The sequence below is a fragment of the Pseudomonas sp. GW822-FHT02G04 genome (genome assembly GCF_058802085.1).
In genome coordinates this window covers 59,035-74,320 of the sequence record NZ_JBXANU010000007.1, presented here as the reverse complement: position 1 = coordinate 74,320, position 15,286 = coordinate 59,035, and the positions used below count along the sequence as shown (strand labels likewise).

At 59.2% G+C, this 15,286-nt stretch carries 14 protein-coding genes; 8 read left to right on the top strand and 6 right to left on the bottom strand.

Annotation, left to right across the window (positions count from 1 at the left end):
• Positions 1 to 5: 5 nt before the first annotated feature.
• Positions 6 to 572: a nucleotide exchange factor GrpE gene (gene grpE / locus AC1RO5_RS12095; protein WP_413696271.1), complete on the bottom strand. Its 567-nt coding sequence runs from the start codon at positions 570 to 572 to the stop codon at positions 6 to 8.
• A gap of 241 nt (positions 573 to 813) precedes the next feature.
• Here grpE and recN point away from each other — a divergent pair, with 241 nt between their 5' ends.
• Positions 814 to 2,487, top strand: coding sequence for a DNA repair protein RecN (gene recN, locus AC1RO5_RS12090; protein ID WP_018929474.1), 1,674 nt, complete (start codon positions 814 to 816; stop codon positions 2,485 to 2,487).
• A gap of 75 nt (positions 2,488 to 2,562) precedes the next feature.
• On the opposite strand, the gene fur is transcribed toward recN, so the two are convergent.
• On the bottom strand, positions 2,563 to 2,967 hold the full coding sequence (fur, locus tag AC1RO5_RS12085; protein ID WP_003197684.1) for a ferric iron uptake transcriptional regulator: 405 nt from the start codon (positions 2,965 to 2,967) through the stop codon (positions 2,563 to 2,565).
• A gap of 97 nt (positions 2,968 to 3,064) precedes the next feature.
• Here fur and AC1RO5_RS12080 point away from each other — a divergent pair, with 97 nt between their 5' ends.
• Positions 3,065 to 3,592 (top strand): outer membrane protein assembly factor BamE, encoded by a 528-nt coding sequence (locus tag AC1RO5_RS12080; RefSeq protein WP_007933506.1) that lies wholly within the window; start codon positions 3,065 to 3,067, stop codon positions 3,590 to 3,592.
• A gap of 61 nt (positions 3,593 to 3,653) precedes the next feature.
• Here AC1RO5_RS12080 and AC1RO5_RS12075 read toward each other — a convergent pair whose 3' ends face one another.
• Genes AC1RO5_RS12075 through AC1RO5_RS12065 form a run of 3 tightly spaced genes read right to left on the bottom strand, consistent with a single transcriptional unit; the run spans position 3,654 to position 5,806 of the window.
• The gene (locus AC1RO5_RS12075; protein WP_493175053.1) at positions 3,654 to 3,968 is read right to left on the bottom strand and encodes an RnfH family protein; all 315 of its coding nucleotides are present in this window, start codon (positions 3,966 to 3,968) and stop codon (positions 3,654 to 3,656) included.
• Positions 3,961 to 4,395 (bottom strand): type II toxin-antitoxin system RatA family toxin, encoded by a 435-nt coding sequence (locus tag AC1RO5_RS12070; RefSeq protein ID WP_205890909.1) that lies wholly within the window; start codon positions 4,393 to 4,395, stop codon positions 3,961 to 3,963. Before AC1RO5_RS12070 ends, AC1RO5_RS12075 begins: the two co-directional genes overlap by 8 nt.
• A 7-nt stretch (positions 4,396 to 4,402) precedes the next feature.
• Positions 4,403 to 5,806 carry a sodium-dependent transporter gene (locus AC1RO5_RS12065; protein WP_493175051.1) on the bottom strand — a complete coding sequence of 468 codons (1,404 nt, stop codon included), beginning with the start codon at positions 5,804 to 5,806 and terminating at the stop codon, positions 4,403 to 4,405.
• Between the two features lie 118 nt (positions 5,807 to 5,924).
• Here AC1RO5_RS12065 and smpB point away from each other — a divergent pair, with 118 nt between their 5' ends.
• A complete protein-coding gene (gene smpB / locus AC1RO5_RS12060; RefSeq protein ID WP_007933497.1) occupies positions 5,925 to 6,407 on the top strand; it encodes an SsrA-binding protein SmpB in 483 nt (160 codons plus the stop codon).
• 151 nt (positions 6,408 to 6,558) lie between these two features.
• On the opposite strand, the gene AC1RO5_RS12055 is transcribed toward smpB, so the two are convergent.
• The gene (locus AC1RO5_RS12055) at positions 6,559 to 7,326 is read right to left on the bottom strand and encodes an FCD domain-containing protein (RefSeq protein WP_253416853.1); all 768 of its coding nucleotides are present in this window, start codon (positions 7,324 to 7,326) and stop codon (positions 6,559 to 6,561) included.
• A gap of 262 nt (positions 7,327 to 7,588) precedes the next feature.
• On the opposite strand from AC1RO5_RS12055, the gene AC1RO5_RS12050 reads away from it, so the two are divergent.
• The 5 genes from AC1RO5_RS12050 (at position 7,589) to AC1RO5_RS12030 (ending at position 15,185) form a co-directional block, all read left to right on the top strand.
• Positions 7,589 to 9,280, top strand: a complete 1,692-nt coding sequence (locus AC1RO5_RS12050) for a lactate permease LctP family transporter (protein ID WP_493175048.1) — start codon at positions 7,589 to 7,591, stop codon at positions 9,278 to 9,280.
• Between the two features lie 151 nt (positions 9,281 to 9,431).
• On the top strand, positions 9,432 to 10,256 hold the full coding sequence (locus AC1RO5_RS12045; RefSeq protein WP_493175046.1) for a (Fe-S)-binding protein: 825 nt from the start codon (positions 9,432 to 9,434) through the stop codon (positions 10,254 to 10,256).
• Complete coding sequence (locus tag AC1RO5_RS12040) at positions 10,253 to 11,707, top strand: LutB/LldF family L-lactate oxidation iron-sulfur protein (protein ID WP_493175044.1); 1,455 nt, start codon at positions 10,253 to 10,255, stop codon at positions 11,705 to 11,707. Before AC1RO5_RS12045 ends, AC1RO5_RS12040 begins: the two co-directional genes overlap by 4 nt.
• The gene (locus tag AC1RO5_RS12035) at positions 11,707 to 12,378 is read left to right on the top strand and encodes a LutC/YkgG family protein (protein WP_493175042.1); all 672 of its coding nucleotides are present in this window, start codon (positions 11,707 to 11,709) and stop codon (positions 12,376 to 12,378) included. The genes AC1RO5_RS12040 and AC1RO5_RS12035 overlap by 1 nt, the downstream gene beginning before the upstream one ends.
• Complete coding sequence (locus tag AC1RO5_RS12030) at positions 12,375 to 15,185, top strand: FAD-binding and (Fe-S)-binding domain-containing protein (RefSeq protein WP_493175040.1); 2,811 nt, start codon at positions 12,375 to 12,377, stop codon at positions 15,183 to 15,185. Before AC1RO5_RS12035 ends, AC1RO5_RS12030 begins: the two co-directional genes overlap by 4 nt.
• Positions 15,186 to 15,286 lie beyond the last annotated feature (101 nt).

The window sequence follows — 15,286 nt, the reverse complement described above, 5'->3', positions numbered from 1 at the left end:
TAATTTCAAGCCTGCTCGTCAATCGAAGGCGAAACCGGTGCAGGTGCCTTGCTGACCACGACCATGGCCGGGCGCAGCAGGCGACCGTGGAGCTGATAGCCCTTCTGAAACACTTTGAGCACGCTGTTTGGCTCGACGTCGGCGCTTTCCTGCATGGCCATTGCCTGATGATGCGAAGCATTGAAGGGTTCGCCTTCAGGATCGATGGCTTCCAGGTGATAGCGTTTCAGGGTGTCCTGGAACATTTTCAGGGTCAGCTCGATCCCTTCGCGCATCGGACGAATGTTTTCGTCGTCAGGGCTGGACAGCTCCAGGCCGCGCTCCAGGCTGTCGATGATCGGCAGCAGGTCGCCTGCGAATTTTTCCAGGGCGAACTTGTGAGCCTTTTCAACGTCCTGCTCAGCACGACGGCGGACGTTCTGCAGATCGGCGGCTACACGCAAAGCCTGATCCTGCGCACCAGCCAATTGCTCTTCGAGCACTTGTACACGAGCCGCCAGGTCTTCACCCGAAGCCTCGGGGGCCTGATTGGCGTCTAGATTTTGCGTATCCACTGTCTGTTCGTCAGCCATAGATTTCTCCTTCCAATATCGTCCGCGAGCTCAACTCGCGCTTCTGCCCCGGTATATGGGGCCGCAAAATTCAGCTTCAAGGGCTGTTTGATGATTAACCCTACAAAAAACAACTGCTTTGTCATTCCCAGGCGCGCTAAGGATTTCTTTCAATCAAGCAAATCGACCTAAGAAGGGGCATTGTCAGCCAGAAACAAAATACTGTATAAATAACCAGACCTAAAGCCTGGGAGCGGCCTTTATGCTGGTGCACCTGTCCGTACACAACTACGCCATCGTTGAACATCTCGATCTCGAACTCGATCGCGGGATGAGCGTGATCACAGGGGAAACCGGCGCCGGCAAGTCGATCATGCTCGACGCCCTCGGTCTGACCCTGGGTGATCGCGCCGACAGCGGCGTGGTCCGCCCCGGTGCCGACAAGGCCGACATCCTGGCCACCTTCGACCTGATCGACATCCCTGAAGCCAGCGCCTGGCTGGCCGAGCGCGACCTCGAGAACGATGGCCCGTGCATCCTGCGTCGCGTGATCACCGCCGAAGGGCGTTCGCGCGGCTATATCAACGGCACCCCCTGCCCTCTCGGCGACCTGAAGGCCCTGGGCGAGTTGCTGATCGATATCCACAGCCAGCACGAACACCAATCCCTGCTCAAAACCGATACCCACCGCCGCCTGCTCGACGAGTACGCTGGCGCCACAGACCTTGCCCGTCAGGTGCAACTGGCCGCCCAACGCTGGCGCCAAACCCGCCAGGAGCTGGAACGCCTCTCCAACTCCGGCGACGAACAGCGTGCTCGTCATCAGTTGCTCAGCTATCAACTCGAAGAACTGGAAAACCTCGGCCTTGGCGAAAGCGAGCTGGAGCAACTGGAGCAGGAACACAAGAACCTGACCAACGCCGAAACCCTGCTGGGCATTTGTCGGCAAGTGGTCGAACAATGCAGCGAAAGTGATTCCGGCAATGTATTGAACGCACTGACCGCCAGCCTCAATCGCCTATCGAGCGTGAACAATTCGATCGGTGCCCTGGGTGAAGCCAGCAACCTGCTGACCAGCGCGCAGATACAGGTTGAAGAAGCCGTGGGCGAATTGAACCGCTTTCTCGACAATTTCGACGCTGACCCGGCACGCCTTCAATACCTGGAAGAACGCCTCGATGCGATCTACACCCTGGCGCGCAAACACCGCATCCAGCCGACCGAGGTCGCCGAGATGCAACAGAAGCTGCTCGATGAAATCGAAACCCTGAATGCCAACGATGAATCCATCGAACGACTGGGCGATGAGCTGGCCTCCTACGCCCGTCATTATCAGGAGAAGGCTCGGGAGCTGAGCGACCTGCGCCATCAAGCCTCGAGCAGCCTGGCCAGTGCCGTGGAGCAGGAAATCCAGCGCCTGGGCATGCCCGGCGGCCGCTTCACCATCGAGCTGCGGCCCAACAGCAGCGACGAACTACTGCCCAACGGGCTCGAACAAGTAGAGCTGCTGGTGAGCGCCAACCCGGGGCAACCATTGAAAGCCCTGGCAAAAGTGGCGTCGGGTGGTGAGCTGTCGCGTATCAGTCTGGCGATTCAGGTGATCACCGCACAGACCTCCCGCGTACCGACCCTGGTGTTCGACGAAGTGGACGTAGGTATCGGCGGCCCGACCGCCGAGATTGTCGGCCAGTTGCTGCGACGCCTCGGGGAGCGCGGGCAGGTTCTAACCGTGACTCACTTGCCGCAAGTGGCGGCGCAGGGGCATCAACATCTATTTGTACACAAGGTCCGCGGTGAAGATGCCACGCACACGGCCGTCTCCAAGCTGAGCAAAAATGATCGCGTCGAAGAAGTGGCACGGATGCTGGGCGGCATCGACCTCACCAAGGAGTCCCTGGCTCACGCGAAGAAAATGGTTGTTACCGCGAAAATCTAAGAAAGGCAGAAAGCACGAAGGCGACCCTGGGGTCGCCTTCGTTCGTTTCGCGAACCTTGCGTTCGCGCGACATGCTTACTTTTTCTTGCGCACGTACAGTACAAGATTGTGATCGACCATCTCGAAGCCATACTTGTCGACGATTGCTTTCTGCAGCCGCTCGATTTCTTCGTCGAAGAATTCGATCACTTCGCTGGTCTCGACGTTGACCATATGGTCGTGATGCTTGCCGTCGTCCAGCTCGAAGACCGCATGGCCTCCGTCGAAGTTGTGCCGCACCACAAGGCCAGCTGCCTCGAACTGGGTCAGAACACGGTAAACCGTGGCCAGACCGACGTCCTCACCAGCCTCCATCAGTGCCTTGTAGACGTCCTCGGCACTCATGTGGCGTTGCTCGGCGGAATCGAGCATTTGCAGAATTTTGACCCGTGGAAGGGTCACTTTGAGGCCGGCTTTGCGTAGTTCGCTATTTTCAACCATGGTCAGCTTTCTCGCGATGCTGCTTCGCAGCTTCTCTTAATGCGGGTATGATCGGCGTTTACGTTGTCCCAGCCAAGATAGTGGAAGTCGCCCACCGATGCAAAACACCAAGCTCTTGCTAACCAGTTTCACCTTTGTGGGACTGCTCGCACTCGCCGGTTGTTCATTCCCCGGGGTTTACAAAATCGACATCCAGCAGGGCAATGTCGTCACGCAGGACATGATAGACCAGTTACGCCCGGGAATGACCCGTCGGCAAGTACGGTTTATCATGGGCAACCCTCTGTTGACCGACACGTTCCATGCCGATCGCTGGGATTACCTGTATAGCCTGCAACCCGGTGGTGGTGAACGCCAACAGGAACGCATTAGCGTTATCTTCAACCCAAATGACCAACTTGTCAGCCTCTCTGGCGATTTCATGCCAGGCGTGAGCCGCGACGAAGCCATTCTCGGCAAGGACAGCGGCACCACCGTGACCGCGCCGGCAGCAAACGCCGAGAAGCCGAAGCCAGAAAAACCGGTCAAGCCAGGCTCGTTGCTGGATCAGATCCAGAAGGACGTGGACAACGTAGAAACTGTCCCGGTCCCGACGCCAGAACCACTGGAAACCTCGCCGCAATAATTTGCGACGCAATAAAAAACCCGGCATGTCCGGGTTTTTTATTGTCTGGCGTTTAACCGAATCATTGATTCCGGGCTTTAGCCTCAGCCGCTTTGGCTGCACGTAACCGGCGAACTTCTTTCGGGTCGGCGAGCAACGGCCGGTAAACCTCGATGCGATCCCCTGCCTGAACCTGGCGAATGGCCGGCTCAGCGATCACTTTGCCAAAGATCCCGACCGGACAACTGGCCAGATCCAGCTCAGGGAATTCGTCATTCAGGCCCGATTTGAACAACGCATCCCGCACCGTCGCGCCCGCCGGCACCGTTACGCTCAGCAGGACCTGACGATCAACGGCGGCATAGACCACCTCGACCTTGATCACGACCTCAACCATGCATCTGCTTCGCGCGCTGGCAGAATGCGTCCATCAACGTATTCGCCGCCTGGTTAAACAAAGGCCCCAACGTCGCACGCACCAGTGGTCCCGAGTAGTCGAACGACAGGTCCAGACTGATCTTGCAGGCCTTCTCACCCAACGGCTTGAACACCCAGACGCCATGCAGCTGGCTGAACGGACCTTCCTCGAGGTTCATCTCGATCGAACACCCAGGCACCAAGGTATTACGCGTTACGAAATGCTGACTAAGGCCGCCCTTGGCCACACCGACGCTGGCGCGCATGAACTCAGGGGAGCTTTCCAGAATTTCGGTCGATGAGCACCACGGCAGGAATTCCGGATAGCGGGCCACGTCGTTGACCAGGTCGTAAAGCGCTTGCGCCGGATACGGCAGCAGGGCCGAACGTTGAATGTGTGTCGTCATGTCAGCGTTACTTCCACAGCTGGGCGGCAAACACTACAAGAATGCCGATGGGCGCCACATAGCGCATCAAAAACAGGGACAGGGCGAACAATACCGGGCTACGGATCGACAACTCGTCGCGCACCGCTTCACGCCCCATCACCCAGCCCGCAAACACCACGAAACACAAACCACCGAGTGGCAGCATGATCCGCGAGGTGAAGAAGTCGATCACACCAAAGAAGTCCAGGCCACCGGCGGCTCCCCATTGGTAGAGATGGAACATCCCGCCTTCGTTCACGAAAAACTTGGCTTCCTTCCAGATATTGAAAGAAAACACGGTACCCAGACCGACGAACCAGCAGGTGAATGCCAGCCAGAAGGTGACCCAGGCGCGACTGATCTTCGTACGCTCAACCAGGTAAGCCACCATCGGCTCGAGCAGGGAAATCGCCGAGCTCCAGGCCGCAATCGCCACCAGTACGAAGAACACTACGCCCATCAACTGGCCGAACGCTACGTTACCGAAGGCAAATGGCAGGCTGACGAACATCAGGCCGGGGCCTTCGCTCGGGTTAAGGCCGGCAGCGAACACAATCGGAAACAATGCCAGACCGGCCAACAGCGAAACGAAGGTGTCGAGCAACGCTACACCGACGACGGTTCCGGAAATCGACGAGTGCTTCGGCATGTAGGCGCCGTAGATCATGATCGAACCGACACCCACGCTCAGGGAGAAGAACGCGTGCCCCATGGCCGGCAGCAAGCCATCAAGCACCTTGTCCGGGTGGAAGTCGAACATGAAATGCACGCCTTCCATGAAGTGGCCGGTGGTCATGCTGTAACCCAGCAGGACAATCACCATCACGAACAGCAGCGGCATCATGATCCGCAGGCTGCGCTCCAGCCCGGCAACTACACCCTTGGCGATCACTACTGCCGACAACAGCATGAAAATCGTGTGCCAAAGTGTCAGGCGCCACGGGTCGGCGATTACATTACCGAAGTATGCGCCGACTTGATCAGCCGTCACGCCCCGAAAGTCGCCACGGCCCATGTCGATGATGTAATCCAGCGACCAACCGCCAACCACACTATAGAAAGACAGAATCAGCAACGCCGTGATCATCCCGGCAAATGCACCCCAGGACCACTTCGCCGAATGCCCCGCTTCCAGCGCCAGGACCTTCAAGGCATTGGCCGGGCTCTGCCGCGCGCGCCGGCCGATCAGAGTTTCGGCCAGCATGACGGGCACACCGATCAGCGCGATACAGGCCAGGAACATCAGCACGAAGGCCCCACCGCCATAGACGCCAACCATGTAAGGGAATTTCCAGATACTCCCCAAACCCACGGCCGAACCGGTCGCAGCGAGTATGAAGACCCAGCGGCTAGCCCAACTGCCGTGGACAGAAACCTTGTCTGTCGACATCGTTATCACGCCCAAGCGTTCAAAAAAGAGGCCGCATTGTCCGGGATTCAATCAACCTGCTCAAGCACGTAGCGTCACCGTAGCCGACTCGCGCGCAACTCCCTATAATGCCGCCCCTATGGCTAAACAGAAGAAACACCCAACAGGGACCATCGCGCAAAATAAAAAGGCGCGACACGATTACTTCATCGAGCATAAGTTCGAGGCTGGTCTGGTCCTGGCCGGCTGGGAAGTAAAAAGTCTGCGGGCAAGCAAGCTGCAACTGGTTGACAGTTACGTGCTGCTCAAGGATGGCGAAGCCTGGCTGCTCGGCAGCCACATCACGCCCCTGACGACCGCCAGCACCCACGTCATTGCCGATCCGGTCCGCACCCGAAAGTTGCTGCTCAACCGACGCGAGCTGGAGAAGCTGGCCGCTGCCGTGCAGCAAAAAGGCTACGCCTGCGTGTGCCTGTCCTGGTACTGGAGCAAGCACATGGTCAAGTGCGAGATTGCTCTGGGCAAGGGCAAGAAGGAATACGACAAGCGCGATACCGAACGCGAACGCGACGCCGGTCGTGAATTGCAGCGAGCGGTGCGGAACAAGGGCAAGGAAGATTAATTTTCCTGCCTGATCGCGGCTTTTGTGGCGAGGGAGCTTGCTCCCGCTCGGCTGCGAAGCAGTCGTAAACAATCTGCCCACAATGCTGGCCGGGGGGCCGCTTCGCGCCCCAGCGGGAGCAAGCTCCCTCGCCACACTGAATCGCCTGTCACTACATCCCCTTGCGCCGCTCCGCCCGAGCCATGCGCTGCACTTCCTGACGCACCTCTTCCAGCACTTCCTGCACATACAAAATGTGCCGACTGGAAACTTCTCGTGCCTGCTCCGCCCGCCCTTCGATAATCGCCTGATACAACTCCCGGTGCTGCGCAATCAGCATGTCGCGGGTTTCGACGCGCTGTTTGTACATGCCACCGATGTTGGTCACCACGTTGCGCTTCAGCAGGTCGAATAGCCCGCGAATGGTGTGCAGCAACACTGCGTTATGACTGGCCTCAGCGATCGCCAAGTGAAAATTTGCATCCGCCGCGCCCTCTTCCGCCCGACTCACTTCATCGTGGCGCGAATAGCAGTCCTGCAATTCGTCAAACGCCGCCGTCAGCCGCTCACGATCCACATCGGTGGCGCGCAGTGCCGCGTAGTAAGCACAGGATGCTTCCAGGGTATGGCGAAACTCCAGCAAATCGCGCTGGGCCTCGGGATTGCTTTCCAGCAGATGCAGCAATGGATCGCTGAACGTCGAACCCAGGGATTCCACCACATAATTGCCGCCGCCCTGACGGCTGACCAGCAGCCCTTTGGCCACCAGTTTCTGAATCGCCTCACGCAACGAAGGGCGTGACACGCCGAACTGCTCGGCCAACGCACGCTCTGCCGGCAGACGTTCGCCAGCCTTCAAGGTGCCCTCGAGAATCATCCCCTCGAGTTGCTCGACAATATCGTCAGACAAACGGCGTTGCCGAATCTGATCAAACCCCATCACTCAACTCTCCACGATCCCGGCGGCTCGCCGGGCTCTCTATTCTGGCCTATCGGCGCTGCGCCAGCACCTACCAGACGACGCTTGATCGAACAGATCAGATGCGTTCTGCACCGCTCATTCGACAAAAGTTTTAGGGCGGCAAATTGACACACCGCCTCCAAGGCTTTTACCCTAGCCAACAGCGATTGTAAATTGGTATTACCAATTATCCAAGAACGCTGACCAGTGCCTGACCAACAACAATTAGGGGCCACCCCATATGCAAACCTGGCAACAGCTCTACAGCCCGCTCGGCAGTCTCGGCGTGTCCGCACTCGCGGCCGTCATTCCCATTGTATTTTTCTTCCTGGCTTTGGCCGTGTTCCGCCTCAAAGGCCATGTGGCCGGCAGCATCACCCTGGCGTTGTCCATTGCCGTGGCAATCTTCGCCTTCCGGATGCCCGTCGATATGGCTTTCGCCGCCGCCGGATATGGCTTTGCCTACGGGCTGTGGCCGATTGCGTGGATCATCGTGGCAGCGGTGTTCCTCTACAAACTGACGGTCAAGAGTGGCCAGTTCGAAGTGATCCGCAGCTCGGTACTGTCGATCACCGACGACCAGCGCCTGCAAGTGCTGCTGATCGGCTTCTGCTTCGGCGCGTTCCTGGAAGGTGCCGCCGGTTTCGGTGCACCGGTAGCGATTACTGCCGCGCTGCTGGTAGGTCTGGGCTTCAACCCGTTGTACGCCGCCGGTCTGTGCCTGATCGCCAACACCGCGCCGGTGGCCTTCGGCGCCTTGGGGATTCCGATCATCGTCGCTGGGCAAGTCACTGGCATCGACGCATTCAAGATCGGCGCCATGACCGGTCGCCAGCTGCCATTGCTGTCGCTGTTCGTGCCGTTCTGGCTGGTGTTCATGATGGACGGCCTGCGCGGCGTTCGGGAAACCTGGCCAGCTGCGCTGGTGGCCGGCTTGAGTTTTGCCATCACCCAATACTTCACCTCGAACTTCATTGGCCCGGAACTGCCGGACATCACCTCGGCGCTGGTCAGCCTGATTTCCCTGACGCTGTTCCTGAAAATCTGGCAGCCAAAACGCGCTGCGGGCGCACACATCGTCGGCGCCGTCTCGGCTTCCGTGGTGGCCAGCACCGGTGGTTTCGGCCAACCGCGCACCACCGTGGCTTCGCCCTACAGCCTGGGAGAAATTTTCAAAGCCTGGTCGCCGTTCCTGATCCTCACTGTATTGGTCACCATCTGGACGCTGAAACCGTTCAAGGCGATGTTTGCCGCAGGTGGCTCGATGTATGGCTGGGTGTTCAATTTCGCGATCCCGCACCTGGATCAAATGGTGATCAAGGTCGCCCCGATCGTGACCAACCCGACAGCGATTCCTGCGGTGTTCAAACTCGATCCGGTTTCCGCGACCGGCACGGCGATTTTCTTCTCCGCGCTGATCTCGATGCTGGTGCTGAAGATCAACATTAAAATTGGTCTGACCACTTTAAAAGAGACGTTCTACGAACTGCGCTGGCCGATTTTGTCCATCGGCATGGTGCTGGCCTTCGCCTTCGTCACCAACTACTCAGGCATGTCGTCGACCATGGCTCTGGTATTGGCTGGCACCGGCGCGGCGTTCCCGTTCTTCTCGCCATTCCTCGGCTGGCTCGGTGTGTTCCTGACCGGCTCCGATACCTCGTCCAACGCGCTGTTCAGTTCGCTGCAAGCGACCACCGCGCACCAGATCGGCGTCAACGACACCTTGCTGGTGGCGGCGAACACCAGCGGCGGGGTGACCGGCAAAATGATCTCGCCGCAATCGATCGCCGTGGCCTGCGCCGCGACCGGGCTGGTGGGCAAAGAATCGGATCTGTTCCGCTTCACCCTCAAGCACAGCCTATTCTTTGCAACGATCGTCGGCCTGATCACCTTGGCCCAGGCTTACTGGTTCACCGGCATGCTGGTGCACTAAGCACTACACGCCACACGGAAAAAACCGACGCTGGGTTACGCCCCCGGCGTCAGCTATTCACAACCGGGTCTGCAAGGCTGCTGAAAGCTTCTCTCTCTATATTCAGCAGCCTCAGCGGACGGATAACCGGGACCACCCGGAGACACGCCTGATGAGCGAGCTTTTTTACAACGCTGTGCCGAACGCGACCCGCGTCGCCCCGCCACTGCCTGAACCTCGGCAATACCCCAGCGAAAAACCGTCACGGGTGTACCTGTTCGGGACCTGCGTGGTGGATTTGTTCTACCCCGAAGCCGGGATGGACGCGATCCACCTGCTGGAACGCGAGGGCATTCGTGTCGAATACCCGCAAGGGCAGAGCTGCTGCGGGCAACCGGCCTACACCTCGGGTTACACCGAACAGGCCCGGACCGTGGCGCGCTCGCAACTGGCGTTGTTTGCCGGGGATTATCCGGTGGTGGTGCCGTCGGGTTCTTGCGCGGGCATGTTGCGCGAACACTTTGCCGACTTGTTCAAGGACGAGCCGCAAACGCTGAAACAGGTTCAGGCCCTCGCGGCACGAACTTACGAACTTGCCGAGTTCCTGCTGTTTGTCTGCAAGGTGCAGCTCAAGGACAGCGGCGAACCAGTGAAAGTGGCGTTGCACACGTCGTGCTCGGCACGCCGTGAAATGAACACCCACCTGCATGGCCGCGAGTTGTTGGCGCAGCTGAGCAACGTGGAGCGAGTCGACCACAGCCACGAAAGTGAATGCTGTGGCTTTGGTGGGACTTTCAGCGTCCGTATGCCGGATATTTCCGGCGCGATGGTGGCCGACAAGACCCGTGCGTTGAAGGAATCCGGCGCGCACAAGGTACTCAGTGCCGACTGCGGTTGCCTGATGAACATCAACGGCTCGTTGGAGAAACAGCAGGAAGCGTTGCGCGGTCAGCATCTGGCCAGCTTCCTTTGGCAGCGTACCGGAGGTGCCCGATGAGCAGCTCCACGATTATTCCTACGGTCGCCGTAGAAGAAGATTTTCGCACCCGGGCTCACAAGGCTTTGGCTGACACGCAACTGCGAAACAACTTTCGTACGGCGATGGATTCACTGATGAGCAAACGGGCAGCGTCTTTCAGCGATGCCCATGAAAGAGAACATTTGCGAGCGCTGGGCAATGCGGTCCGCGCCCGTGCGTTATCCAAGTTGCCCGACCTGCTCGAGCAGCTTGAACAGAACCTGACCCGCAACGGTGTGACAGTGCATTGGGCGGAAACGGTGGACGAAGCCAATGGCATCGTCTTGTCGATCATCCGCGCTCACGAGGGGCGGCAAGTGATCAAGGGCAAATCGATGGTCAGCGAAGAGATGGAGATGAACCATGTCCTCGAAGCTCAAGGCATTGAATGCCTGGAGTCGGACATGGGTGAATACATCGTCCAGCTCGACCACGAGAAGCCTTCACACATCATTATGCCGGCGATCCACAAGAATGCCGGTCAGGTCGCGTCCTTGTTCCACGACAAACTTGGCGTGGAGTACACCAGGGACGTTGACCAACTCATTCAGATCGGTCGCAAAGTCTTGCGGCAGAAATTCTTCGAAGCCGACATCGGCGTCTCCGGCGTCAACTTCGCCGTAGCCGAAACCGGTACCTTGCTGTTGGTGGAAAACGAAGGCAACGGTCGGATGACCACCACGGTGCCGCCGGTGCACATCGCCGTCACCGGCATCGAAAAAGTCGTGGAAAACCTGCGCGACGTGGTCCCACTCCTGTCGCTGCTGACCCGCTCGGCCCTGGGCATCCCGATCACCACCTACGTCAACATGATCTCCGGCCCGCGCAAGGAACATGAACTCGACGGCCCACAGGAAGTGCACCTGGTGCTGCTGGACAACGGTCGCAGCCAGGCATTTGCCGACAGCGAACTGCGCCAGACCCTGAACTGCATCCGCTGCGGCGCCTGTATGAATCATTGCCCGGTCTACACCCGAATCGGCGGCCATGCCTACGGCGAGGTTTACCCCGGGCCTATCGGGAAAATCATCACCCCGCACATGGTCGGCCTGGCGAAAGTCCCCGACCATCCGAGCGCGTCGTCATTGTGCGGCGCCTGCGGTGAAGTCTGCCCGGTAAAAATTCCGATCCCTGCATTGCTGCGTCGCCTGCGGGAAGAAAACGTCAAAGCGCCGGACAGCCCGCATCAAGTGATGCGCGGTCAGGGCAGCAAGTATTCGCGCAAAGAACGATTTATCTGGAACGCCTGGGCCAGGCTCAACAGTTCGCCAACGCTTTATCGCCTGTTCGGCTTCTTTGCCACTCGCCTGCGAGCGCTGACACCGAGCAACGTCGGCCCATGGACCCAGAACCACAGCGCACCGAAACCCGCGGCCCGCTCACTGCATGACATGGCCCGCGAGCATCTGGCCAAACAGGGGGACCGTTGATGAGCGCCAAACAAAATATCCTCGCCAAGTTGCGCAACAGTCTGACGGGCACCACGCCGGTGGCTGACAACTTCGATGTCGAATTGGTGACCGAGCCCTACACCTACACACCAGAACAACGCATCTCGCAACTGCGCAAACTGATGGAAGCGGTGCACACCGAAATTCATCTGACGTCCAGAGAAGGCTGGCCCGAATTGCTCGCACACCTGCTGCGGGATCGCCAATTGCCGAGCCTGCTGATTGCGCCGACGACACCTCACGGGCAACGCATCACCGAGCATTGGGCGAAAAATCCTGGCCTGCCAGCGCTCAAAGCCTACAACCGCCCAGTCGAGGAATGGAAAGCCGAGTTGTTCAACGACACCCCGGCCAGCCTGACCACTACCCTCGGCGCAATCGCCGCGACCGGTAGCCTGATTCTCTGGCCAACGCGGGAAGAACCGCGCTTGATGAGCCTGGTGCCGCCGGTGCATTTCGCCCTGCTCAAGGCCAGTAAAATCCGCGACAACTTCTATCAGGTGCAGCAGGAATTCGAATGGGCCCAAGGCATGCCGACCAATGCGCTGCTGGTGTCCGGCCCATCTAAGACTGCCGACATCGAGCAAGTGTTGGCTTACGGTGCCCACGGCCCGAAAGACCTGGTGGTGTTGATCCTGGAGGACCAATGAGTCTACCGGCGGCTTTTCTGCGCGATGCGCAGCAACTGATTCCTGAAGCACGACGTTTCGACGATCCGCTGTCGACCCTGGCCTTCGGCACCGACGCCAGTTTCTACCGGCTGATTCCAAAACTGGTGATCCGCGTCGAGTCCGAAGACGAAGTAGTGGCGCTGCTCAAACTGGCGCAACGGGACCACGTCCCGGTGACCTTCCGCGCCGCCGGCACCAGCCTGTCTGGTCAGGCCATCAGTGACTCGGTGCTGATCGTGCTGGGGGATAACTGGAACGGTCGCGAGATCCGCGGCCAGGGCACGCAAATCCGCCTGCAACCGGGCGTAATCGGCGCGCAGGCCAATGCGTGGCTGGCACCGTTCGGACGCAAGATCGGTCCGGATCCAGCATCGATCAACGCCTGTAAAATCGGCGGCATCGTCGCCAACAATGCCAGCGGCATGTGCTGCGGCACGGCGCAGAATACCTATCACACCCTGGCCGGGATTCGTCTGGTGCTGGCGGATGGCAGCCGACTCGATACCGAAGACGCCAACAGTATTGCGGCGTTCCGAAAGAGCCACGCCGAACTGCTGGAGCGTCTGGCAACGTTGGGCCGCGAGACCCGCGCAAATGCTGAATTGGCTGCGAAAATTCGCCACAAATACCGTCTGAAAAATACCACCGGGTTGTCACTCAATGCCCTGGTGGATTTCGACGAGCCTGTGGATATCTTGAGCCACTTGCTGGTGGGTTCCGAAGGCACGCTCGGGTTCATCAGCGCAGTCACCTACGACACAGTGATCGACCACCCGAACAAGGCGTCGGCGCTGATCGTGTTCCCGGACGTGGAAACCTGCTGCAACGCCGTCACCGTCCTGAAAAGCCAACCGGTGTCGGCCGTGGAACTGCTGGACCGTCGCAGCCTGCGTTCGGTGCAGGACAAGCCCGGCATGCCGGCTTTCGTACAACAACTGTCGACCAACGCCTGCGCCCTGCTGATCGAATCCCGCGCCGCTTCTTCCACTTTGCTGCAGGAACAACTGGCGCAAATCATGGCGTCGCTGACGGGGTTCCCGGTAGAGAAACAAGTCGACTTCACCGAAGACCCTGTGGAAAACGCCCGGCTCTGGGCGATCCGCAAGGACACCTTCCCCGCCGTCGGCGCGGTGCGCAAAACCGGCACCACGGTAATCATCGAAGACGTGACCTTCCCGGTGGAACAACTGGCCATCGGCGTGAACCGCTTGATCGAGCTGTTCGACAAACATCACTACGACGAAGCGATCCTTTTCGGACACGCTCTGGAAGGCAATCTGCACTTCGTCTTCACCCAAGGCTTCAACAGCGCGGAAGAAGTCGCACGCTACCAAGCGTTCATGGACGACGTGGCGCAGTTGGTGGCCGTGGAGTTCGGCGGTTCACTGAAGGCCGAACACGGCACGGGGCGCAACATGGCGCCCTTCGTCGAACTGGAATGGGGCAGCGATGCTTACCAGTTGATGTGGCAACTCAAACGCCTGCTCGATCCCAACGGCATTCTCAACCCGGACGTGGTGCTCAGCGACGATCCACAGATCCACCTCAAACACCTGAAGCCGTTGCCTGCCGCCGATGAGATTGTGGATAAGTGCATCGAGTGCGGTTTCTGCGAACCGGTGTGCCCGTCGAAAGGCCTGACGTTGAGCCCACGCCAGCGCATCGTGATCTGGCGCGACATCCAGGCTAAGAAGCGCGCCGGCATAGACACCGCCGAACTGGAACAGGCCTACGAATACCAAGGCATCGATACCTGCGCCGCCACAGGCCTGTGTGCACAACGTTGCCCTGTAGGAATCAACACCGGCGAGCTGGTGAAAAAGCTCCGTGGCCGTAAGGCGACCCATACGAAAACCGCCAACTGGATTGAAGGCAATTTCGCCACTGCGTTACAAGGTGCGCGCTTCACCCTGCACGTCGCCAACGGTGCGCGGATGCTGCTGGGGGCGCCGCGTTTGGCAAAACTGTCGGCAACGTTGACGCGCCTATCCAAAGGCCAGGTCCCACAGTGGACCAACGCCATGCCACAACCGGAAAGGGCCATTCGCTTCAGCCCGACGGTGTCGGACGAACGCCCTCGGGTGGTGTATCTCGCGGCATGCGTCTCGCGGGTCATGGGCCCGGCGGCGGGTGATAAAGAGCAAATGTCGCTGTACGACAAAACCCGTGGCCTGCTGGAAAAGGCCGGTTACCAGGTAGTCTTTCCAGACAATCAGGACAACCTCTGCTGTGGCCAGCCATTCGCGTCCAAGGGCTACGCCGAACAGGCCGAACACAAACGCCAGGAACTGATCGGCGCGCTGCTGCACGCCAGCCGTGGCGGGCTCGATCCGATCTACTGCGACACCAGCCCCTGCACCTTACGGCTGGTTCAGGACCTGGGCGACGTGCGACTGGACCTGTATGACCCGGTGCGTTTCATTCGTACGCATTTGATCGATCGACTGGACTTCACCCCGCAGGAAGCGCCGATCGCGGTGCACGTCACGTGCAGCACGCAGCATCTTGGCGAGAGCCAGGCGTTGATCGATCAGGCGCGCAAGTGCAGTAAAAACGTAGTCATTCCGGAAGGCATTCACTGCTGCGGTTTTGCCGGCGACAAGGGTTTCACTACCCCGGAACTGAACGCTCATTCGTTACGCACACTGAAAGATGCGGTACAGCAATGCAGCGAAGGGATTTCCACCAGCCGCACCTGTGAGATTGGTCTGACACAACACGGTGGAATTGACTACCACGGGCTGGTCTATCTGGTGGATCGGGTGACCCAGGCCAGAGCGGTCTGACAGCGAGGCACAAAAAGAAGGGGCAATAACGCCTAACGCACAAGCCCGCTCCCACAGAGATTGTGCGTTAGGCGTTTCTTGTCCCTTTTTCGCACCCGCCC

Bases quoted from the DNA above. Each gene is read 5' to 3' on its own strand.
- AC1RO5_RS12080 (WP_007933506.1), top strand. From the start codon at position 3,065: ATGCAAAACACCAAGCTCTTGCTAACCAGTTTCACCTTTGTGGGACTG.
- grpE (WP_413696271.1), bottom strand. From the start codon at position 572: ATGGCTGACGAACAGACAGTGGATACGCAAAATCTAGACGCCAATCAG.
- AC1RO5_RS12075 (WP_493175053.1), bottom strand. From the start codon at position 3,968: ATGGTTGAGGTCGTGATCAAGGTCGAGGTGGTCTATGCCGCCGTTGAT.
- smpB (WP_007933497.1), top strand. From the start codon at position 5,925: ATGGCTAAACAGAAGAAACACCCAACAGGGACCATCGCGCAAAATAAA.
- AC1RO5_RS12055 (WP_253416853.1), bottom strand. From the start codon at position 7,326: ATGGGGTTTGATCAGATTCGGCAACGCCGTTTGTCTGACGATATTGTC.
- AC1RO5_RS12040 (WP_493175044.1), top strand. From the start codon at position 10,253: ATGAGCAGCTCCACGATTATTCCTACGGTCGCCGTAGAAGAAGATTTT.
- AC1RO5_RS12045 (WP_493175046.1), top strand. From the start codon at position 9,432: ATGAGCGAGCTTTTTTACAACGCTGTGCCGAACGCGACCCGCGTCGCC.
- AC1RO5_RS12070 (WP_205890909.1), bottom strand. From the start codon at position 4,395: ATGACGACACACATTCAACGTTCGGCCCTGCTGCCGTATCCGGCGCAA.
- AC1RO5_RS12065 (WP_493175051.1), bottom strand. From the start codon at position 5,806: ATGTCGACAGACAAGGTTTCTGTCCACGGCAGTTGGGCTAGCCGCTGG.
- AC1RO5_RS12035 (WP_493175042.1), top strand. From the start codon at position 11,707: ATGAGCGCCAAACAAAATATCCTCGCCAAGTTGCGCAACAGTCTGACG.
- fur (WP_003197684.1), bottom strand. From the start codon at position 2,967: ATGGTTGAAAATAGCGAACTACGCAAAGCCGGCCTCAAAGTGACCCTT.
- AC1RO5_RS12030 (WP_493175040.1), top strand. From the start codon at position 12,375: ATGAGTCTACCGGCGGCTTTTCTGCGCGATGCGCAGCAACTGATTCCT.
- AC1RO5_RS12050 (WP_493175048.1), top strand. From the start codon at position 7,589: ATGCAAACCTGGCAACAGCTCTACAGCCCGCTCGGCAGTCTCGGCGTG.
- recN (WP_018929474.1), top strand. From the start codon at position 814: ATGCTGGTGCACCTGTCCGTACACAACTACGCCATCGTTGAACATCTC.